We start from the raw sequence: 22180 nt of genomic DNA, 5'->3' as shown, positions 1-22180 counted from the left end.
CTTTGGCTTTTTTAGATGATCAGTAGTACGTAACACAGAAAAGCTGGATCCATTCCGTTTTTTGGAATAGATCCAGCTTTTTCTTCATTCTTCTTCCCATGTTTTCCTTCATTAGCTTTCACATCTTTTTAGGTTGAGGGTGAAAATGGCGATTGCCCCTTGCATTTCCATGACAATGAGACCCGTGGATGTGGCGACATCATACCCGTGCCTATGCTTGAATTCGCTATTATTTGCTTCAATTTTAGACCGTTCCTTGGATTTCTCCTTGAAGTATGCTTCCTTTTGAATAAATGGATTTTCTTCTTTATCAAGCAAAAACAGCCAAGCTCCTTTCAAAATGGAAACTTGGCCACTACATCTGATACAGTCGCTCTAGGTTGTTTGGAACGGAAGGTGCGAGACTCCTGCGGGATGAGCGTGACAGGTGAGACCCCGAAGAACGGCGAGGAGGCTCACCGCACGCCCCGCGGAAAGCGAAGCAACCTAGAGTGGAAATCAACCGACTCCGTTATGAACACGACCCTTTACAGACTTTTTCAGTGTCCTCGTCTTGACAGGCTTCTCTCTTTTCTTATTACACGATTTTTCTTTTCATGCGATTACGTAGCTTAATTTCTTGAATTCGTCGATATTTATTTTCTTTCATGCGCTGGTGGATACGTTTTTCTGGATCAATGACGTAAGCAGACACGTCTCCTTTGTAGGATACTTTCTTAAACATCGCACGCAGTTCCTCATCTTTGATACGCCACGTATGACTTGAAGTATTCGCTTTTCGAATGATTAAATAATCGTATTGATCCCCCGCATAAATGCGAAAACCGGCCTCAAGAGCTGCTTTTTGAAACTCGGTATCGGAGCGATTTGGCAGGTGCGGAAATTGCACGCTTTTAAATACCTTTTTTTGGATGAGCATGCTTGAATCAGCAACGTGAGGTACATACTGATTGATTTTTCTAGACCCCGTTGATAGTAGTTCTTTACTTCCTTCTAAATAATAAAAGCATTCTTTTTTCCCTACAATCGCTGCATTGGTCTTTTTCATCACTTTCATTGAGCTATCAATAAAAAACGGTGAATAATAGTCATCGTCATCCAATTTGGCAATCACATCGTACGTTGCTTGATCCACAGCAAAGTTTTTACACTCGCCAACCGTCACGCTCTGAGGAACTTGATATACCTTCACATTCTGATATTGCAAAGCTTTCTTTTTCCATTTTCTAATATCCATCTCATCATTGTTCAGAACAATAATAAGCTCCATATGACCATTCCATCGTTGACGCTGATAATTATCAAATACTTCGTTCATTAAATGATCTCGCATCGTACAGGTGATAATGGAGACACCTTTCATTCCTTATCCTCCTCTCTCTTGGTGTAATAGTTGAGATACCACTTTACAAAATGTCCTACGCCTTCTTGAACCGACGTTTTTGGAACATAGTTAATCACATTTTTTAATGCTTCAATATCAGCATATGTTTCTGGAACATCGCCCGGCTGAAGAGGCAAAAATTTCTTTTTTGCCTTTTTCCCTATCTGTTTTTCAATTTCTTCGATAAAGTCTAGTAGCGAAACTGGAGAATGGTTGCCAATATTAAATACTTGATACGGTGCATAACTTGAACCTGCATGAGGAGCCGTCGCATCCCACTCGTTGTTTGGTTTTGGAGGAGAGTGAAGGAGACGATGAATGCTCTCTACTACGTCGTCCACATACGTAAAATCTCGTCTCATTTGACCATGATTATAAACCTCAATTTCTTGTTCGTTCAAAATCGATTTGGTGAATAAAAAAAGAGCCATATCCGGACGCCCCCATGGACCGTAAACCGTGAAGAATCGCATGCCTGTTGTAGGAATTTGATAGAGGTGACTATAGGTATGAGCTAATAGTTCATTGGACTTTTTCGTTGCTGCATAAAGGCTGATAGGATGATCAACATTGTCACTCACGGAAAACGGAAGGGTTTTATTCGCTCCATATACGGAGCTCGACGAAGCATATATTAGGTGGTCGATTTTATAAGAACGACAGGATTCTAGTATGTTTAAAAAACCTACAATATTCGATTGAACGTAGGCATCAGGATTTTCAATGCTATAGCGTACCCCAGCCTGTGCAGCCAAATTAATGACAACTTGTGGCTTGTAACGATCAAATATGCGAAAGATCCCCTCTTTATCTTCTAGAGAACATTTTATGAAGGTAAAGCCGTCTTGGTTCAACATCTTTAACCGATCTTTCTTTAAAGCAGGGTCATAATAGTCGTTTACATTATCAATTCCGATTACTTCATGTCCTTCTTTTAATAGCCGCTTGGATACATGAAAGCCAATAAATCCAGCAGCACCTGTTACAACGATTTTCAAGCGCATACACCTCAATTTATATATAGTATTAAAGAATGAGCTTCTTTTCTATCGAGCGGTCGTCATAGCAAAATACAGCCCTTTTTCATTAACGTCATGTTTTGCTTCTTCATATACTATTGAGTTTATGCGCAATTGGCGCTAGTCATCTATCTTGAAAAGCTTGTTTTCATGATAAAAATAGGAGCATGTCTATCTAATAACAAGGATTTCAACAAAAAGCAGCTCTTCCTCTGAAAAGCTGCTTCTCTATTTAGATGATCAATTATTCAATTAGGTCCTGATAAGCCAACAGCAAGCAAGAGGAAAAATAAAAGTGTCGTTGTCACCCCTAGACAAAGAACGTTTAAGAAAACGGTAAACCACTTCATACTTTTAACCTTCACAAAAAAGCTCCAAACAAATGTAATTACAAAGCCAAAATCCACAACAGCATAAATCCAAATGGGAATCCATAAATTCATATCCGGTCCCCGTAGAAAAAAAGTAGCAACCCCCATGCCAATTAAGATCATCGTGACAAGCAGTGGAAGCGTCTCTTTTTTATTCACCTCGTATGAACTAGAAATCATAGCCTTCCTCCGTTCTTTGACGTGATTCAAGCTTCCAGATGACAAGAATTAATCCTAGTCCGATGAGCGTCATTATGCTAAAACATCCGTACATTACTGTAATTGAGTAGCGCTCAATGATTATGCCACCAAAAAAGGCGCAAAACCAGCTCCCTAGTCCGTTTCCAACAGCAGAGTACAAGGAAACAGCTGTTACTTTTACTTCATTCGGTGCAATAGATCGAACATACTCTAGAGCAGAAGGAATAAAGAGACCTATTGATATTCCTTGTAAAATCGTCGTTGCGTATACAAGAGCAAGTGGAGGTTCAATAAAGTAAAAGCCCCATCGAACGAAAGAAGTAGCACCCGCTATACATAAGATTTGCATAATACCGAACTTCCGTATGACCAGACTTGAAATTTTCATGAAAGGTGCTTCGCTTCCTGCTGCTAGTAAAAAGGCAATTCCAACGCCCGTTAACGTGCCTCCGATTGTTGTAATATACAACCCAAAATAAAAATTATTGGCAAAAATCGGACCAAATACTAAAAACGTAGTCATTAAAAACAGTACAAACTTCGGAATACGAAAAAGCTTCGCAACGCCACTTCTTACATTTACACGCATCGTTTGACTTTCCTTCGGTAATTGCCACGCAAAAGCAGAAGCAATGAATAGAGAACAAGCAAACACATAAAAAATAATGTGTAGACCAAATTCTTCTGAAAGCCTTCCGACAATTAATACAGCAACCGCAAATCCTACAGCTCCCCATAAACGAATAGAGCCATAATTACCTTTTGTTCGCTGAACATGATTCAAGGAGATACTATCTGATAACGGAACCAATGAGCTTTGAAAAAAGGCAAGCAGCGCTGCGACGAATAAGATCGTTGTATACGCATTCATAAATGAAAAGGCAATGCCCATTGCCGCTGTAAAAATGAGCGTAACGGTTAGGACCACGCGTGATTTTTGTGTGTAATCCGCAAGCACTCCCCACAGCGGCTGTGCGAAAATCATCACAACCGGGCTCATTGAGGTGATCATCCCAATCTGTGTTCCTTTTAAATGAATGATCTCCGTTAAGTAAACGGTCAATAAAGGAGAAAAACTGCCGATCCCAAAGAAAATCATAAAATAATAACTACAAAAAATAAGCTGTGTCACATTTCTCTGTTTCTTAATTACCACTTCCATTCTTGTAAGTCACCTTCTATTCGTTAAGTTAACAAGCTCTGCACATATTAAAGAACCGCTCTCAAGCTGAGAACGGTTCTTTACATTTTACCATATTTCCCATTTGTTGAAAGCGTTTATTTTGCGAGTTCTAAAATGGCCTGAGCATAAATAGCCGTCGCTCTTAGAAGATCTTCAACCACCATATATTCATCTTTTTCATGAGCAAGTTCCTCACGCCCTTCGAACAGCGGACCGAATGCCACCCCTGCATCTAACGCACGTGCGTATGTTCCTCCTCCGATTGCAAGAAGAGTTGCTTCTTCACCTGTTTGCTCTGTATATACGTTTTGGAGCGTTTGAATTAACGGATGGTTTTTATCTACATGATGTGGCTTAGAATCTGAAAAGTTTTGAATTTCCATGTTAAACGAAGCGCTATGTGATTTAATGGAATCCACAATTTTATCAATATCTGCTGTAACAGGATAGCGCGTGTTTAGACCAAGCTTTCCGCCCTCTTCTTGTGAATATCTTAAGATCCCTACGTTAATTGTTAGATCGCCAGTGATATCATCACGGTAAGAAGCCTCTAGTGCTTGTCCTACAGTATCTCCAACAAGATAACGATTTACAAAGTCTACGTATTGTTTACCTTGCTCATCTAATTGAATCGTTTGTAAGAAGGCATTTAGCAATAGACCTGCATTTTTACCCTTTTCAGGTACACTTCCATGTGCCGATACACCCTGTAATTCTAGTGTTAGTTGCTTTTGATCCATACTTGTTTTTCCTTGTAGCTGCTTTCCTTGCAAGAAGCTGTTAAAACGCTCTTGAATATCTTCAGCTCCCTCTTGTACATTTAACATTGCTTTTGCGAAATCTGGAACCATATTGTAACGGCGACCTGATTCTAATGCCGTTAACGTCACGGAACTTGGTGATGCATCTTTTAATGGTGCTTGCACAAGATCAAAATCAGCGATTCCTTTTTCAGCATTGATAATAGGGAAATCTGCGTCTGGCGCAAAGCCCATTTTCGGCATTTCTTCGTGTTTGAAATAATGATCCACACACTGCCAATTGCTTTCTTCGTCTGTTCCGATGATCATACGCACGCGTTTGTTTAATGGAACACCAAGATCTTTGACAATTTTCATCGCATAGTAAGCTGCCATTGTCGGACCCTTATCATCAATCGCTCCGCGAGCATAAATTTTACCGTCTTTGATTTCCCCTCCGTACGGGTCAACAGACCATCCGTCTCCTTCAGGAACGACGTCAATATGACAAAGGATTCCGATCACATCTTCGCCTTGGCCAAGTTCAATATGTCCCGCATAACCATCAACATTTTTAACAGTAAAGCCATCTTGCTCACCTTTATGTAATAAGTGCTTCAACGCTTGTGCAATGCCTTCTCCAAACGGCGCTCCTTCTGAAACAGTGGTTTCATCTAAAACACTTTTAATTTTCAGAAATTCTTGTGTAGATGTTAAAATTTCATTTTCTCTTTTTTGGACTTCTTCAGACCAATTGATATTTGTCATATGGATTACTCCTTTAGCACAGTATTTTCTCGTTCAAATGTATCATATTTCGTATAGAAAACAAACTTCTTGTCCTTCACCTTTCCCCCCTACCAATGAAGGTTTTTTCACAAATAAAGTAAAAAACAGGAAAATATAATTCTAAATTTTCTGTTTTTTATGTATAATGTTAGTAACAGGACGTAAAAGGGGTGATTGTTACAGGGAAATTACATAATTATCTCATTTGTTTGTAAATATTATGTGAATTAAGGTTTTCCACTTTTATTTTTACGTCACTTGTGTGTACAATGGTATTGTAAAAACTTCATACATGTGTTTGACATCTGAGAGTGGAAGTCAGTTATGCCTTGCGAAAAATGTATAAGGAAGTGGTTTTTTGAAGCCTTCAACAAATCGCATGCTAACTCGCATTAAATCTGTTTACATGTTTATTCGTAACAAGGGAACTGTTACCACGCAAGAACTGGTAGATGAATTTGGAATTACACCTAGAACCATTCAAAGAGATTTAAATGTACTAGCGTATAATGACTTGGTTCATAGTCCTACTCGAGGCAAATGGTCCGCTACAGAGAAAAAAGTTCGGATGTCATCATAAAACGTGAAGTGGTTTGTGATGAAGATAACATATGAGAGTGAATGTAAAAGTAGAAATTGAAAATAGAAAGGAACCTTCTTAATCAGGTTCCTTTTTTTTGCGTTTCTTTAGTTATTTCCTTTTAACAGCTTAATTTCTTCTTCATCAAGCTCTCGGTATTCGCCAAGCTCAAGATCTGGATCTAGCTGTAGGGAACCCATTGAAAGTCGTTTTAAGTACGTTACCTTCTTCCCTACCGACTCAAACATTCTCTTTACTTGATGAAATTTACCCTCAACGATTGTAAGCTCAATTTCAGACGTATCACCTGATGATAAAATTGTCAGCTCTGCCGGTTTTGTCAAATAGCCATCATCAAGCGTCACACCCTTCGCAAAAGCCTTCTGATCCTCTTCTGTTACGGGTGCATTAATTGTTGCATAATACGTTTTAGGCACATGCTTTTTCGGTGAAAGCAGCTGATGCGATAGCTGTCCATCGTTTGTTAGTAGCAGGAATCCCTCTGTATCTTTATCTAAGCGACCTACCGGAAACGGCTGAAACACGGCATCTTCAATTTCTAATAAATCAACTACCGTTTGGTGCTGATGGTCTTCAGTAGCAGAAATAACGCCAGGTGGCTTATTCATCATTAAATAGACAAATTCCTTATACACAACCACTTCATCATAAACCGTTACTTCCTGTTCATTTGGGTTCACGTGCTGCTTTGCGTCTTTTACTTTTTCTCCATCTACTTTAATCGCACCGGACTTCAACAGTCCCTTCACTTCTTTCCGGCTGCCATAGCCTACGTTAGCGAGAAGTTTATCAATTCTCATTCTATTACGCCCTCCTTCTTTATTTACGAAAGAAAGCGGCGCAGAACATATCCTTTCTGCACCGCTTTTTCTTTTAATTTATTTACCCTTCACTCAAGAAGCTTTTGATACTTTTTTTCGAAGTAATCTGCGTTGAATCACTCCAACGATACGACTACCCATCACCTTCTCGAGAAGACCTGTGCGATACGTGAGTATTCCATATACCGCTAGTCCAACTGTCGCTCCTGCGATCGTGATGATTCCAGCTGCTATTCTTCCGTCTTCATAGTTCACAGCGAAAGAAAGTAAGAATTCTACGATCCAAACCGATAATCCCATCAAAGCAGCAAAAGCAAACATTAAGACCGTTCGCTTCCAAAATACCGTTGCCTTGTATTCCGCATTGTTTTGAATCATAGCAGATGTGTATACAATGGAGATCACATAGCCTAATGCTGTTGAGACAATCGATCCTGTACCACCTAACCACATAATAAACAGTGAGTTAGTAGAAATTTTTACAATTAAACCAACGATTAAGCTAATAACTGCGTACTTTTGCTTGTTAATACCTTGTAAAATCGCCGCGTTTACGGTGAAGTATGAAAACAATAGCGCAACTGGTGCATACATCATCAGAACAAATCCGCCGTCTTTACTTCCCGTGAACAGGAAATTGTATGCTGGATATGCTAATACAATTAAGCCTACAACAGCTGGAAGTACTAGAAACATGATCGTCTGATACGTTTGGTCAATTTGTTTTTTCAACAAATCATATTGACCACTAGCATATGAACTAGTGATGGTTGGAACAAGTGTTAACCCAAAAGCCGTAGCAAGTGATACTGGAATCATAATGAGTTTTGGAACCCATGATTGAATAATTCCATACATATACTCTGCTTTGTCAGCCTGTCCAGCTGCGACCATTGCCTTGTTGAATGTAAACTGATCGATGTACTGATAAAGAGGAATTGCTAGACCGATAAAAACAAACGGTCCCGCATAAGAAAAGAGCTCTTTAAACATCTGCATAGTCGTCATTTGTGCTGGTTCAACGCTTTGCGCCAACAGCTTATCTAAATTTGGCTTGCGTTTTTTCCAATACCAAAATAAAACGGCTAATCCAGCTAGTGCACCGATAAATGCACCGAATGTCGCAAAACCAACCGCAAGCGCCATGCTGCCATGAAACACTCGCATAACAATATATGTGGACACGAGTAAAAAGACAACGCGTGCTAACTGCTCCACTACTTGGGAAACAGATGTTGGTCCCATTGATTGATGTCCTTGGAAAAATCCACGGATAATACTCATCATTGGCACAATAATCAGCGCGACACTTACCATCCGAATAACCATCGTTACATCTGCAAGAGAGTTATTAAGCTCTTGATTTCCAAGCGTTGCTTTCGCGAGGAAAGGAGCCATAATATACAGAAATGCAAACGTAACAAGTCCCGTTATGAACATCATCTTAATTCCAGCACGGAACATTCGCCTGCTCGTATAGTAGTCTCCAAGCGCATTATATTTTGATACAAATCGCGACACGGCCATTGGAACACCCATCGTCGCAATGCTTAAGTAAATGGCGTATTGATTATAACCATAGCCAAACAATGCCCCACCCACATCACCTACAAGTGCAGCGAATGGAAATAAATAAATCATACCTAAAATTCTTGAAATATACGTGCCTAACGTTAGGACAAACGTTCCACGCAACAGTTTTGATTCAGACATGGATTTGCCTCCAATAATAAAACTTACATATTGATGATAGTGATAACATTGAAAATAAGCAAGTGACAATTTAAAATAAGTAGAATGAAAAGATATTCTAGCCCATTTTATAAGAAAACAATCATTTTGTCAGGTTCAATGAAAATGGGCATTGAAATGAGGTTATGAAGAACGTGAAATATGATGTGGTAGTGATTGGAGGAGGACCTTCTGGATTAATGGCCGCTATTGCTGCGGGTGAGTCTGGTGGGAAAGTCCTTCTATTAGATAAAGGAAATAAGTTGGGACGAAAGCTTGCCATTTCTGGTGGTGGTCGCTGTAACGTGACGAACCGTTTGCCTATTGATGAGCTGATCAAACACATTCCCGGGAACGGACGATTTCTACACAGTGCCTTTTCTGTGTTTAATAATGAAGATATCATTCGTTTTTTCCAAAATCTTGGGATCCAATTAAAAGAAGAAGATCATGGACGAATGTTTCCTGTCACAGACAAAGCTCAGTCAGTGGTAGATGCACTCATTGGTGAATTAAAACGCTTAAAAGTGACGGTGCGCACGAATCTTCCGGTCAAAGAAGTTCGTTATACAGACGAAGCAGTTTCCTGCGTTGTGTTACAGAACGGTGAAGAAATTCAAACGAACAGTGTCGTGATTGCAGTAGGTGGTAAATCCGTTCCACACACCGGGTCAACTGGTGATGGCTATGCGTGGGCAGAAGCTGCCGGTCATACGATTACGGAGCTTTTCCCAACCGAAGTACCGATTGTTTCAAACGAAGCATTCATTAAAGGGAAAGTACTTCAAGGACTTTCCCTGCGCGATGTAGGTGTCAGTGTGCTAAATAAAAAAGGAAAACCTGTTATTACGCACCAAATGGATATGATTTTCACCCATTTTGGGATTTCAGGCCCAGCCTCTCTTCGCTGCAGTCAGTACGTTGTAAAGGAACTGAAAAAGCAAAAGATCTCTCAAGTCATGATGAGCATCGATGCCCTACCAGATCAACGAGAAGACGCTGTTTTCCAACAGATTGTGAAGCTGTTTAAGGAAGAGCCAAAAAAAGCGAGCAAAAATGTGTTAAAGGGCTTCTTACCTGAACGTTATTTGCTCTTTTTACTCGAACAGGCAGACATTGATATGCAAGCGCCTGCGAACCAAATCTCACATGAAAAATTGCGCCATTTTGCAAAGCTATGCAAAAGCTTTACGTTTAACGTTCACGGAACGCTTTCACTAGAGAAGGCATTCGTGACGGGCGGTGGTGTATCGGTCAAAGAAATTCATCCAAAAGAGATGGCTTCAAAATTTATGAACGGTCTTTACTTCTGCGGAGAAATTCTCGATATTCACGGATATACAGGTGGTTATAACATTACCTCTGCCTTAGTGACAGGCCGCTTAGCTGGAATGAACGCAGGACAATATGCAACAACCAACTAAACAAAAAAAGGCATGAAGCTTATTCATGCCTTTTTTCTTCATACATGACAAGTGCTGAAAAACAATAGATTTGTGAACCGTCCATATCCTTCCCTACCGCTACTTGATATTTAATGTCCGTGATGCTTTTGTGAGGAAGAGATTGCAAAAACTCATTTAACACCTCTTCTAAATCCTGCTCATGCTCCTCATCAAAAATTTTCACCCTCATCTTCCCTCAACACCATCCTAAATCACAGTCTTCAACGTACTGAATTGGCTCTTGTGCACAATCGATAAGCTTCAAAATTTGGTTATCTTCATACTCATACCCTTCTATCATGTCATAGACTTTTCCCTCTTCTAAAAATTTCACCGTGCCAATTCTTTCTTTTTGCAGATAGAGTTCTACATAGTCATCCCGAACTTTCGCAATAACCTTGTCTGTGACATTCATGATATGAATCATACTCATGCACATCCCTCCTTTTCTTATGTTTACGACCAGATTTTAAAATTATGATTGTGCTCATTTCTGAACATAAAGGAATAAAAAAAGAGACCTGCTTATAAGCAAGTCCCTTCATCATTCTTATTCTACTTTTCCGTGCCAGTCAAGCATACCACCTACAAGATTTCGAACGTTGTATCCTTGATCTTGTAAATACATGCATACATTCTCGCTACGTTTTCCAGAACGACAAATGAAAATATACTCTTTATCTTTGTCAAAGTAGTCCACGTTCGCTGGAATATCACCCATTTTAATATGCTTTGCACCTGGAATCATTCCGTCTGCCACTTCTTCATCTTCTCGTACGTCTACAAGTAAAACAGGCTCTTTTTTCTCTAGTTTTTCCTCTAGCTCATCTGTTGTAATGACTTTTACTTCTTCCACGCTGATCGTTCCCTTCTTTATATAGACTATGTGCATATTGTAGCAGAATGAGTAAAGCACATTCCACTTCTATCGCCTAAAAAGAAAAAGAAGGCAAGTATTCAGAGTCCACTGAAAAAGTCCTTAAAGGATTGCGTTTATAATGGAATGGGTTGATTTCCACTCCAGGTCGCTTCGATTTCCGGGGGGGCGTGCGGTGAGCCTCCTCGCTGCTCTGCGGGGTCTCACCTGCCACGCTAATCCCGCAGGAGTCTCGCATCTTTCGCTCCAAACAACCTAGAGCAACTGCATCAGATCATAATAGCCAAGTTCCCATTTTAAAAGGAACTTGGGTGTTTTTTTGCTCTATAATGAAGAAAATCTATTTATTCAAAAGGGTGCTCTCAATGATTCCGTTTCATTGAAGTCAACGGAACATACTGAACAAGCACCTTTTTAAAGAGGAGCATACCTCAAGAATAAATCCAAGGAACGGTCTAAAATTGAGAAGAAAAAGCTGGATCAATTCCAGAAAACGGGATCGATCCAGCTTTTTTGTTTTACGTTGTACTGATCATCTAAGAAATTCGAAGTTTTTCAGTGGCCTGAAGTATTCACTCACCTTATTTTTCCTTTATTTTACACCAACCGCATCAAATGCCTGATTGACTGACTTAACCTCTTGGCTTCCTGAGCCATACAAGTCTGTGGCAGCTTGAACCGTTGCAGAACGAAGCTGGCTAAATGTAGCATTAGCTGTTAAGTACTGCGTTAGCGTTCGGTATAAAATCTTTCCAAGCTTATCAGATCCTACGCCTTGTACGGTGATTCCGTAGTGCGTTCCACCTTGGCTTAACAAGTAAGCTGCTTTGTTGACGATTCCACTATTCGTGTGAACTCCCCCATTGTCCTGTGTGCCCGTATAACGTTTTGAATAATGATCTGGATCTCCGTATTTTGTCGGATCTGACATCGAACGAAGTGCATCTCCTGATATTTTTGGCGTGTACACATCTTCACCAATTTCCCAATCTGGATTATCATTCGCCCAAATTTCTGCTAACGTTCCAAAAATATCAGAAACCGCTTCGTTAATGGCTCCGGATTCGTTTTGATACACGAGTCCCGCCGTATATTCTGTCACCGCATGCGTAAGTTCATGTGCCGTCACATCTAATGCACCGGATAGCGGTACAAAGGTTTGACCGTCCCCATCTCCGTACACCATTTGTGAACCGTTCCAGAACGCATTGTTGTAGCTTCGTCCATAGTGAACCGTTGATTTCAGAGTTGCTCCCTTATTGTCATAGCTATTTCGCCCAAATACATTTTTATAGAAATCATACGTCACTCCTACATAATAGTGAGCATCAACAGCTGGTGCATCATAAGTCGTAAACAATTGATTATCGGCGTCTACCCACAGTGCACCAGGGACTTGCTGACGATTTTTTGCATCATACGTAAAAATCCCATTTCCTCTTGTACTATCCTGCAAATAATAAGAATTAGAAGAGAACGTCGTATTAAGCGTTCTTGTTGCGCCTAAAACTCCCTTTCCACTACCTGTTGTTGCTGTTCCCGTAACCGATGGGCCTTGCTTTGCCTGGTCAAGTTCATTGAACTTTTCAATGATTTTACCATCCCTAGCGTCAACCATGTACGTCCAGTTTCCAGGGGCAGGACTTAAGAAGTTAAAGTTGACCGCGTAAGCTAACTGCGGTGTTCCTCCTTTTGAAACAATTACGAGATTAGAAGTTGGCGCTTTTTCATAACTTGGTGAACTTTTCAGAAGACCCTTCAAATCCTTCTCGGCTTTGTTTTTCGCTTGCGTAGCCGTTATGCTTGCTTTTTTGTTCACGCTTTTACTAGTTTCAAGATTAGGAAGTAGTGTCCCCGACACAGCTGTTAAGGTTCCTTCCTTATTTATATGAGCCGTAATAGTTCCACCATAGACGGGAACTCCTTTATAGGTTTGCTGTAATCGTAAAAAAGTATATCCAAGATCATCTACTCTTTCTTCTTTTACAACGAGGGCTTTTTCAGCCTCCTGATGACCTAGTTTGAATAACCCTTTGTTTTCATTAAAATAGGAGAAAACAAGATTCTTTGGATTTTGTGCTACAAGACCTTTAGCGGTTGCAAGATTACCAGAAACAAATTCAGGTGTGTTCGTTTTAGCATTCCAGTTAATTTTTTCTTTCACATCTGCTGCTAGCGTATGATATGGAAATGAAACAGAACTGCTCAAACCTAAAACCAAACCAATTGTTAATAATCTCTTTTTCACCCTAACCACTCCCTTGATCATGTATAAGTCTTCCTCCAGTAAACGAGGATTACTTCCTAAAATGAACCATCTCTTTCTACTACCTTAACTACCAAAAAAAGCATACATTTTATTTCTAAAGCTTATGTACAACATCAAAGGTGTAAAATCCTCTTCAAAAATCAAATATATAGTAAGGAAAATAATAACATTCCATCTATTAAAATGGTATTGAGAAAAATAGAGATTTTCTCCCTTTCTAACTACTTCAAAAAATATCTTTTAAAACTACTATATAATTCCAAAGAATCAGGACTTTTTTCACTTTAACTTTCTGATTTTTTTGCGACATAATGTTATATAGAGATAAATTAGAAAAAACTTGAGAAAATGGGAGAATTATATACTTCTAACACCTGTATTTTTAATCAATTTTCTCAATATAAAAAAGGGAGTTGGGAATTGATTATGCACCTCCTAGAGGATAATATTAGTATAAACCTTGGAACTTTAATTGCTGCTACTCGTCAGGAGCGAGGGCTTACCCAAGATGAGCTAGCAAAAGGGATCTGTTCAATTCCTTATCTGAGTAAGTTAGAAAATGATAAAATTGAACCAAATCAAGAAATTGTTTCATTGCTTTTGCAACGGCTTGGATTTTCGGTAGATCAGCTCATTCAAGAACAGCAGCAGTTAAATGTGGATATTTTAAAGTGGTATCAGGCAATCCTCGAACGAGATGATGCAAATATCGAAGCTTACCACGACCAACTGACAAAATCTACCAAAAATATTCAAAATATTTCATTAATTCATAACTTTAAGCTAGCAAAGCTTCGTTATTTCTTATACAAACAGGACGCGATCGCCGCTAAAGAATTAATCAAATATTTTACCAAGCTAAAGAGTAAGCTAACGCTCTCACAGTCCTTATATTTTTATTGTTTTTATGGGATTTACTACTGCATTATTAATCAACACGAAAAAGGAATTGAATCATTTAAAGAAGCTGAAAAGATTAGTCAACGCTTACGCTATGAGGAACCTGAGCTCATTTATTTTCTTGCTCTTACATACAGTCATTTGTATAACTCCTCCGTTGCCATTGTATACGGCTTTCGGGCGCTAGACTTATTAAACAACAGCTCGCAATTTCTACGAAGTATTGACTGTCAGCTCATCATTGCGACTAACCTTTATCGAATTGGGCAATATGAGCAAGCCGATCAGTATTTGCAAAACACGCTTAAAATTGCTCATTCATTAAAACTCGATCATGTTCGTACAATTGCCTATCATAACTTAGGAAATCTCTACGTAAAACGCGGAGAATTAGAGAAGGCCCTTGGTTATTATCAGGAGAGTCTATCCATCAATGATCCAAAAGCGGACTCGTCCTTCTACACTACTTATTGTATTGGGGAAATCTACATCGAGCTAGGTCAAATTGAAAAGGCAAAGGACTTAATTGGGCATGCGATGAATAAGCTGAGTCTTTTAAATCCCAAAAGCTCACTTCTTTTAAAATTAGAGCTTCTAAAACTTGAAATACTGGGAAATGACCAGCAAATTGAGCAGTTTCTCGAGCACAGATCATTACCATTATTCCGTGAAAAAAGTGATTGGCGCTATTTAATTGATTGCTATGAAAAATTAGCGAAAATCAATGCCAAGAACTTTCTTTATAAAAAAAGCAGTCATTATTTTCAGCTAGCAAATGACACACGCAAGAAAATAATGTATTAATTTAAAGGGGGAAAAGAAACATGAAAAAATTATTAGCATGTTGCGTATTAACGGCTCTAGGATTTGGAGTAGGTCTAGGAGTAACAGGCGTACATCAATCTGCAAAAGGTGATGACTTATTACCTCCGTACTCTACTGATCCAGTGCACGTAGCAAAAGGTGACGACTTATTACCTCCATATTAATAAAAAGAGGGATTTCCAAATTGGAAATCCCTTTTCTTTATTAGTTTGCTACGATGTTAACAAGTTTGCCTGGAACGGCAATAACCTTGCGAATTGTTTTTCCTTCAATTTGCTGCTGAACACTTTCATCAGACATCGCAATCTCTTGCATCTCTTCACGAGAAGCTTCTGTTGGAATACTTAACTTCGCACGTACCTTTCCATTTACTTGAACAACAATCTCTACTTCGTCTTCTACTAATTTAGCTTCGTCATATGCTGGCCAAGCCGCATATGTGATTGATTCAGCATTGCCCATTTTATCCCAAATCTCTTCTGCCATATGAGGAGCAACTGGTGCTAGAAGCTTCACAACACCTTCTACATATACCTTTGGTAACACATCTGCTTTGTATGCGTCATTAATGAAGACCATAAGCTGAGAAATACCCGTATTGAAACGAAGACCTTCGTAATCTTCCGTTACCTTTTTCACCGTTTGATGATACACTCGTTCTAATGTTGCGTCATTGCTATCTTGAACTTTGTCACTTAGCGTCCCATCTTCGTTAATCAATAAACGCCATACGCGATCTAAGAAACGTCGTGCTCCATCTAAGCCATTTTCTGACCAAGCGATCGATGCTTCAAGAGGTCCCATGAACATTTCGTATAAGCGAAGCGTATCTGCACCGTGACTTTCAACGACCGCATCAGGGTTTACAACATTCCCCTTTGATTTACTCATTTTTTCGTTATTCTCACCTAGGATCATTCCTTGGTTGAATAGCTTTTGGAACGGCTCTTTTGTTGGTACTACGCCGATATCATATAAGAATTTATGCCAGAAACGTGCGTATAACAAGTGAAGAACCGCATGTTCTGCTCCTCCGATATAAATATCGACGGGAAGCCATTCTTGTAGTTTTTCTGGCGATGCTAATTGCTCGCTGTTTTTCGGATCAATGTAGCGTAGGTAATACCAGCAGCTACCTGCCCATTGCGGCATTGTATTCGTTTCACGACGACCTTTTTTCCCTGTTTCAGGATCAACAACATTCAACCAATCTGCAATGTTTGCAAGTGGTGATTCACCTGTGCCTGATGGCTTAATTTCAGTCGTTTGTGGCAACACTAACGGAAGTTCTGATTCTGGAACCGTTGTGGATGTGCCATCTTCCCAATGAATAACAGGAATTGGTTCGCCCCAGTAGCGTTGGCGGCTAAATAACCAATCGCGAAGACGGTATGTTACTTGCTTTTCACCCTTTTTATTTTCCTCTAACCATGCGATCATTTTTGTGATGGCATCTTCTTTATTAAGACCGTTTAAGAAGTCAGAGTTCACATGTTCACCGTCACCAGTGTATGCCTCTTTCTCAACGTCTCCACCTGCTACTACTTCTTTAATCGGTAAATCGAACGTTTGAGCAAACTCGTAGTCGCGCTCATCATGTGCTGGAACCGCCATAATAGCACCTGTTCCATAGCTCATTAATACGTAGTCAGCAATCCAGATTGGCATTTTTTCGCCGCTCACAGGATTGATTGCATAAGCACCCGTAAATGCACCTGTTTTTTCTTTGGCAAGATCTGTGCGCTCAAGATCACTCTTCATTTTTACTTTATTTAAATACGCTTCAACCGCTTCTTTTTGTTCAGCTGTTGTAATGGACTCAACTAATGAATGCTCTGGAGCAAGTACCGCATACGTTGCACCGAAAAGCGTATCTGGGCGTGTTGTGAATACGGTGAACGCCTCACTTGTTCCCTCGATGTTAAACGTTACATGTGCCCCTTCCGAACGACCGATCCAGTTGCGTTGCATATCTTTTAAGCTCTCAGGCCAATCTAATTCTTCAAGATCCTCTAACAGACGATCAGCGTACGCCGTGATTTTTAACATCCACTGTCTCATCGGACGGCGCTCTACTGGGTGACCACCGCGCTCACTTTTTCCGTCAATTACTTCTTCATTCGCAAGTACTGTACCAAGTGCCGGGCACCAGTTTACAGCAACTTCGTCCACATAAGCCAAGCCTTTTTCATAAAGCTTCGTAAAGATCCACTGTGTCCATTTGTAGTAATTCGGGTCTGTCGTATTTACTTCGCGATCCCAATCGTATGAGAACCCTAATGCTTTAATTTGACGACGGAATGTATCAATGTTCAGCTCTGTGAAATCAGCTGGGTCATTACCTGTATCTAATGCATATTGCTCAGCTGGTAAACCGAAGGCATCCCATCCCATTGGATGAAGAACGTTATAGCCTTGCATACGCTTCATACGAGCAAGAATATCTGTTGCCGTATATCCTTCTGGATGACCTACATGCAGGCCTGCTCCGGATGGATAAGGAAACATGTCTAACGCGTAAAAGTTATCTTTCCCTTTATCTTCAGTCGTTTTGAACGTATGATGTTCATCCCAATACTTCTGCCATTTTTTTTCGATGTCTTGATGTTGAAACGTCATTTTATTTCCTCCTTAAAATTCGACAAAATCAACGCAATAAAAAAACCCCTCATCCCTAAAAGGGACGAGAGGATTGTTTATCTTCCCGCGGTACCACCCACATTAGTACAACATATGTACTCACTCAAATCCTTAACGCGGATGGAAACGGCAAATGTTACTGTTGATTCACATTTGCAACTCAAAGGCGAGTTCATGAACGTTCGCTTACTGACTTGCACCGACCGCCAGCTCTCTATGCATACGTTTCGTTCACTACTACTCCTTTTCAAGGTTGTTCAAATTTAGATGTTAATTTTATTTTAAATAATATGAGCTTAAACTGCAAGTTGTTCATATAAAATTTTAGCCGAAAAAAAATCACTCTATACCCCCTGCTAGGTTTTTACCTCCGTTTCCCTTATAGTAGAGGAGAAATTGAAATAAAGGATGGGATAGTTGATGAAATCTATCGTGGTATTAAATGGTAGTGCACGTAAAAACGGTAATACTGAACAATTAGCAGCTCTTGTTACAAAAGATCTTGATGCTTCTGTTATTCACTTAGCAGACTTAAACATCAAGCCTATTGAAGATAAACGTCACACGGAAGAAGGATTTACGCCTGTGGATGATGATTATAATGACGTCATTCAACAAGTACTAAAAGCAGATATTTTAATTTTTTCTACCCCTGTTTATTGGTACGGAATGTCAACAGCAATGAAAACGTTCGTTGATCGCTGGTCACAAAGCTTGCGTGAACCAAATCTATTCTTTAAGGAAGAAATGAGCAAAAAAGAAGCTTATATCGTGACATGTGGAGGAGATCAGCCAAAGATCAAAGCGCTTCCTCTCGTTCAGCAATTTAAGTATACGCTTGATTTCGTCGGAACAACATTCAACGATTACATTATCGGCGAAGGAAATCAACCTGGGGATGTGCTCAACGACAAAGCGGCATGCCAAAAAGCTGCGATTATCAATCAACAGCTCCACACACACTTTTCTAACTAAAAAAAGTATCCTAGCCTTATAAGGTTAGGATACTGATACTACTTCTTGACGAATAGCTTTTTTTAGCTTTCGATCATAAATAGAGGTTGTTACGATTGAAACAACTAAAAAGCCAATTAACACATAGAACATAACGTTAATATTAAACGTATCTACTAAAATCCCACCAAGCAACGGGCCAATCATTCGTCCACCTGTAGCGGTACTGTTTACGATTCCTTGATAAAAACCTTCTCTTCCTTTTGGAGCTAGCGTATTCGCAATGGCCGGAACAGCTGGCCACACGAGCATCTCACCAATAGTTAAAATAATCATCGCAACGAGGAAATGTGTGAACGTCTCCGCTTTTGCCACCATTAAAAAAGAAACGATAAAAATAGATAATCCGATCATGATCTGTACTTTAATTTGCTTCTCTAAAAACTTCAGCGCAGAATTAATAATCGGCTGACCTAGCACAATAAGCGCTCCATTAATAGTCCATAACAAACTGTATTGATCGAGAGAAATATCGAGATGTCTCGTATGAGTGGCAATTGTAGACTGCCATTGTACATATGTTACCCATGCAAGCAAATACCCCACACACAGCGTCATTAATGCATGGAAATTCGCTTTGTTGCGAACCGTACTTTTTTCGGTTAACACACTCGCCTGCTTAATAGATGTGGCACTGATTTGTTTATAAAAGAAAAATGCGACCAAAAAGAACAAAACATACATACCTGCATTTGCAATAAAGATGTATTCAAAGGAGAATGAAGCCACTACGCCACCGAGCGCTGCTCCAATGGCAACTCCTGCATTTTGAGCTATGTAAATAGCATTAAATGACTTTCTTCCACCTTCTGGCCAAACCGTCCCAGCCATCGCATACATAGATGGGAATACTACACCTGAACCGAATCCTACAATTGTAAGAAACACAACGTAGAAGAGCCAATCATGATTAATGACCAACCCAATTAACGCCACAAGCGTAATGATAATTCCTGTTAAGACGGATTTGTATCCGCCAATTTTATCAAACAACGTACCGCCAACTAAGTTTCCAACTACGCTAGCAGCAGAGTTAAGCATTAAGACAATACCTGCTACAGAGAGCGATTTGCCGAGATGTTCATTAATATAAATTGTGTTAAGCGGCCATAAAAAAGAGGCTCCTGTTACGTTCACAAACATACCAAGAACCAACAGCCAAACTGCCTTTGGCATTTTCATACCTTTTCCCCTCCTATTTTATTTTTATCTATTGCGTTAAACACAGCAATACATCTAGTCGTGCTGTGCAATTTTCATTTGTCAGATTTGCTTCCAAACCAACCTAAATTGTAGTTCTTTTAACGACCTTTTTCAATATGGCAACGTGTATTCTTTTTATAAGGAATTTTTAGTTTTTTATAAACTTACAGCACATTCAATTTCTATCCATTTTTTTCTTTTTATAAGAGAAAGATTCTCCCTCACACACTGTCTATTTCGCATAAAAGCTGTTTACTTTATAGTAAAATAATGAAAAAAACCTTAGATACTTTCTCTAAGGTTCTTAGCCACTTTTATTTATGCTTCGATCGTTGTAGAAATAACGGGATTCTTAAAAGAAGACTAATGAGCAGAACGACTATAATCAGGACCGCTGCCGAGCGATCGGCAATTTGTTTTGCATCTTCGACAAGTGCTTCTGACTGGATATACCAGAGGTGAACAGGCAACGTTCCACCTTGAGAAAGTAAATTGAAATCCCACATAAAGCCTGATGATGAGCTCCCGCCCGCTAGCAAAATAATGGCAGATTCTCCAAATGCTCGGCATGCGACCAAGCTGATTCCTGTCATAATGCCATTTAAAGCGGCAGGAAGTAAGACGGTCAGAATCGTTCTAGACTGCGTTCCGCCTAGCGCGTAAGAAGCCTCTCTCAATTCAAATGGTACGGCTGAAACAGCTTCTTCTGTGATTCGAGTTAAAATCGGTAAATTTAAAAAGGCAAGTGTAATCGAGGCCCCTACGATCGTTAATCCAATATCAAAGTATTCCACAAATAAGACAAAACCAAATAGCCCAAATACGATAGATGGAACAGTTGCTAAACTTTCTACCGATATTCGGACAAGGTTTGTGAAGCGATTGTCCGGTGCGTATTCAGATAAAAAAATCCCCCCGAACAAACCAATTGGTATTGAAAAAACGAGGGACAAAACGAGAACATACAAGGAATTGAAAAGAAACGGGCCGATCCCCCCGCCCACATCCATATCCTCAGGCAAATCCACTAAAAATTTGAACGATAGTCCTGATAAGCCCTTATGCAAAATAAAATAAAGCAACGAAATAATGACGACTAACAAGGATAGCGCTACTAGCCATATAAATCCTAATCCAATTCTATTCAACAGTTTTGCACTTGTGTGTTTAGATAATGAAAACGAGGTTGAATTTTTCATGATTTGTACTCCAACTTTCGAATAATAAAAATCAAGACAAGCGAAATAAACAACAAAATGAACGCCATCATGTACAAAGCATAGTTCCAAGTAGAATCAAACTGCACGTTAATAATTTGCATAACGATATTACTTGTAAGAACGGATGTAGGTGTCACAAGGTTGAAGCCGAACTGAGGCGTATTCCCAATCACCATTACAACCGCCATCGTTTCACCGATAGCTCTTGCCATGCCTAATATAATCGCTGTCATAATCCCTTTTTTTGCGACTGGTAAAATAATTTTAAAGATCGTCTGAATTTTCGTCGCCCCGAGCGCATAGCTACCGTCTTTGTATTGAGACGGAACGGCCGTGATCGCATCATCACTAATTCTTGTTATCGTTGGTAATACCATCAGCGCTAACACGAGAGAAGCCGCAAAAAAACCATCGCCAACAAGCGTTCCCGTCACCTCTCGAATAAACGGTACTAAAATAGTTGCTCCCAAATATCCGTAGACAATAGACGGAATACCTACTAATAAATCAAAAACAGGCCGTAATAAATTTCGTAACCACTGCGGTGCCACCTCGGCGAGAAATACTGCCATGAGAACGGAAACAGGTGCAGCAATCACCAAAGCCAAAGCTGTTAAACAAAACGTCCCGATAATAAAAACAGCTGCTCCGTAATGCTCCTGCTCTGGTTGCCAGTTAGAAGACAAAAAAAACTCTTTTATTGATACATCTTTAAAAACTAAAAAGCCTGTTTTGCTAATAAATAGCACAATAGCGAAAAGCGTAACCCCTAAGCAAAGTGCACTTCCCCAGCATAAATATTTAAATAACTTATCACGAGACAATACGTTCTTCTTTTTTAATAACAGCTTAGGTTGACTCACAACCCTGGAAGAGGTTCCTTGTAATTGTTTCTCCATCCCGTTTCTTTTCCTCCTAACGTTCCATTATGAAAGCCAGCCTAATGG

At 39.7% G+C, this 22180-nt stretch carries 21 protein-coding genes, 1 pseudogene and 1 other annotated feature; of the genes and pseudogenes, 6 read left to right on the top strand and 16 right to left on the bottom strand.

The annotated features are described in order from the left end of the window. Positions 1–111: 111 nt before the first annotated feature. A pseudogene (locus AMD01_RS07640) lies at positions 112–288 on the bottom strand (IS5/IS1182 family transposase); the annotation flags it as partial. A 60-nt stretch (positions 289–348) separates the two neighbouring features. Here AMD01_RS07640 and AMD01_RS23970 point away from each other — a divergent pair. Beyond that, positions 349–615, top strand: coding sequence for a hypothetical protein (locus tag AMD01_RS23970; protein ID WP_245638913.1), 267 nt, complete (start codon positions 349–351; stop codon positions 613–615). On the opposite strand, the gene AMD01_RS07635 is transcribed toward AMD01_RS23970, so the two are convergent. From AMD01_RS07635 to pepV, 5 genes are all read right to left on the bottom strand, one after another. After that, a complete protein-coding gene (locus AMD01_RS07635) occupies positions 578–1363 on the bottom strand; it encodes a glycosyltransferase family 2 protein (RefSeq protein WP_053400799.1) in 786 nt (261 codons plus the stop codon). The genes AMD01_RS23970 and AMD01_RS07635 overlap by 38 nt on opposite strands. Next, positions 1360–2382, bottom strand: coding sequence for an NAD-dependent epimerase (locus AMD01_RS07630; protein WP_053400798.1), 1023 nt, complete (start codon positions 2380–2382; stop codon positions 1360–1362). Before AMD01_RS07630 ends, AMD01_RS07635 begins: the two co-directional genes overlap by 4 nt. A gap of 269 nt (positions 2383–2651) precedes the next feature. Then, positions 2652–2954, bottom strand: a complete 303-nt coding sequence (locus AMD01_RS07625; RefSeq protein WP_053400797.1) for a hypothetical protein — start codon at positions 2952–2954, stop codon at positions 2652–2654. Continuing rightward, positions 2944–4137 (bottom strand): MFS transporter, encoded by a 1194-nt coding sequence (locus AMD01_RS07620; RefSeq protein ID WP_053400796.1) that lies wholly within the window; start codon positions 4135–4137, stop codon positions 2944–2946. The genes AMD01_RS07625 and AMD01_RS07620 overlap by 11 nt, the downstream gene beginning before the upstream one ends. Before the next feature lie 116 nt (positions 4138–4253). Next, positions 4254–5666: a dipeptidase PepV gene (gene pepV, locus AMD01_RS07615; RefSeq protein WP_053400795.1), complete on the bottom strand. Its 1413-nt coding sequence runs from the start codon at positions 5664–5666 to the stop codon at positions 4254–4256. 379 nt (positions 5667–6045) lie between these two features. Between pepV and AMD01_RS07610 the strand changes: the two genes are divergently transcribed. Further along, the gene (locus tag AMD01_RS07610) at positions 6046–6267 is read left to right on the top strand and encodes a DeoR family transcriptional regulator (protein ID WP_053400794.1); all 222 of its coding nucleotides are present in this window, start codon (positions 6046–6048) and stop codon (positions 6265–6267) included. Between the two features lie 107 nt (positions 6268–6374). Here AMD01_RS07610 and AMD01_RS07605 read toward each other — a convergent pair whose 3' ends face one another. Next, entirely contained in the window at positions 6375–7088 is a 714-nt protein-coding gene (locus AMD01_RS07605) for a pseudouridine synthase (protein ID WP_053400793.1), read from the bottom strand. Between the two features lie 93 nt (positions 7089–7181). Next, complete coding sequence (locus AMD01_RS07600) at positions 7182–8822, bottom strand: putative polysaccharide biosynthesis protein (RefSeq protein WP_053400792.1); 1641 nt, start codon at positions 8820–8822, stop codon at positions 7182–7184. Positions 8823–8995: 173 nt separating this feature from the next. Here AMD01_RS07600 and AMD01_RS07595 point away from each other — a divergent pair, with 173 nt between their 5' ends. After that, on the top strand, positions 8996–10264 hold the full coding sequence (locus AMD01_RS07595; RefSeq protein WP_053401042.1) for a BaiN/RdsA family NAD(P)/FAD-dependent oxidoreductase: 1269 nt from the start codon (positions 8996–8998) through the stop codon (positions 10262–10264). Between the two features lie 19 nt (positions 10265–10283). Here the strand turns inward: AMD01_RS07595 and AMD01_RS07590 are convergent, their stop codons facing one another. From AMD01_RS07590 to AMD01_RS07575, 4 genes are all read right to left on the bottom strand, one after another. Further along, positions 10284–10475 (bottom strand): sporulation protein Cse60, encoded by a 192-nt coding sequence (locus tag AMD01_RS07590; RefSeq protein ID WP_053400791.1) that lies wholly within the window; start codon positions 10473–10475, stop codon positions 10284–10286. Positions 10476–10481: 6 nt separating this feature from the next. Then, positions 10482–10718: a DUF2553 family protein gene (locus AMD01_RS07585; protein WP_053400790.1), complete on the bottom strand. Its 237-nt coding sequence runs from the start codon at positions 10716–10718 to the stop codon at positions 10482–10484. 117 nt (positions 10719–10835) lie between these two features. Next, positions 10836–11141, bottom strand: a complete 306-nt coding sequence (locus AMD01_RS07580) for a rhodanese-like domain-containing protein (RefSeq protein WP_053400789.1) — start codon at positions 11139–11141, stop codon at positions 10836–10838. A gap of 613 nt (positions 11142–11754) precedes the next feature. Further along, entirely contained in the window at positions 11755–13410 is a 1656-nt protein-coding gene (locus AMD01_RS07575; protein ID WP_083446486.1) for a M4 family metallopeptidase, read from the bottom strand. Between the two features lie 447 nt (positions 13411–13857). On the opposite strand from AMD01_RS07575, the gene AMD01_RS07570 reads away from it, so the two are divergent. Together AMD01_RS07570 and AMD01_RS23965 are read left to right on the top strand one after the other, a co-directional pair. Then, positions 13858–15135, top strand: coding sequence for a tetratricopeptide repeat protein (locus tag AMD01_RS07570; protein ID WP_245638918.1), 1278 nt, complete (start codon positions 13858–13860; stop codon positions 15133–15135). Between the two features lie 20 nt (positions 15136–15155). Then, on the top strand, positions 15156–15320 hold the full coding sequence (locus tag AMD01_RS23965) for a hypothetical protein (protein ID WP_157052657.1): 165 nt from the start codon (positions 15156–15158) through the stop codon (positions 15318–15320). 40 nt (positions 15321–15360) lie between these two features. Here AMD01_RS23965 and leuS read toward each other — a convergent pair whose 3' ends face one another. Next, positions 15361–17775 carry a leucine--tRNA ligase gene (gene leuS, locus AMD01_RS07565; RefSeq protein ID WP_053400786.1) on the bottom strand — a complete coding sequence of 805 codons (2415 nt, stop codon included), beginning with the start codon at positions 17773–17775 and terminating at the stop codon, positions 15361–15363. 57 nt (positions 17776–17832) lie between these two features. Next, positions 17833–18056, bottom strand: a binding site (T-box leader). A 160-nt stretch (positions 18057–18216) separates the two neighbouring features. Here leuS and AMD01_RS07560 point away from each other — a divergent pair. Continuing rightward, entirely contained in the window at positions 18217–18771 is a 555-nt protein-coding gene (locus AMD01_RS07560) for a flavodoxin family protein (protein WP_053400785.1), read from the top strand. 24 nt (positions 18772–18795) lie between these two features. On the opposite strand, the gene AMD01_RS07555 is transcribed toward AMD01_RS07560, so the two are convergent. The 3 genes from AMD01_RS07555 to pstC all read right to left on the bottom strand — a co-directional run bounded on the left by AMD01_RS07555 (position 18796) and on the right by pstC (position 22132). After that, entirely contained in the window at positions 18796–19986 is a 1191-nt protein-coding gene (locus tag AMD01_RS07555) for an MDR family MFS transporter (protein WP_053401041.1), read from the bottom strand. Positions 19987–20327: 341 nt separating this feature from the next. Beyond that, positions 20328–21212, bottom strand: a complete 885-nt coding sequence (gene pstA / locus AMD01_RS07550) for a phosphate ABC transporter permease PstA (protein ID WP_053400784.1) — start codon at positions 21210–21212, stop codon at positions 20328–20330. Then, positions 21209–22132, bottom strand: coding sequence for a phosphate ABC transporter permease subunit PstC (pstC, locus tag AMD01_RS07545; RefSeq protein ID WP_053400783.1), 924 nt, complete (start codon positions 22130–22132; stop codon positions 21209–21211). The genes pstA and pstC overlap by 4 nt, the downstream gene beginning before the upstream one ends. Positions 22133–22180 lie beyond the last annotated feature (48 nt).

Source organism: Priestia koreensis (assembly GCF_001274935.1).
Taxonomy (GTDB): Bacteria; Bacillota; Bacilli; order Bacillales; family Bacillaceae_H; genus Bacillus_AG; species Bacillus_AG koreensis.
This window is presented reverse-complemented; position numbering and strand designations above follow the sequence as displayed.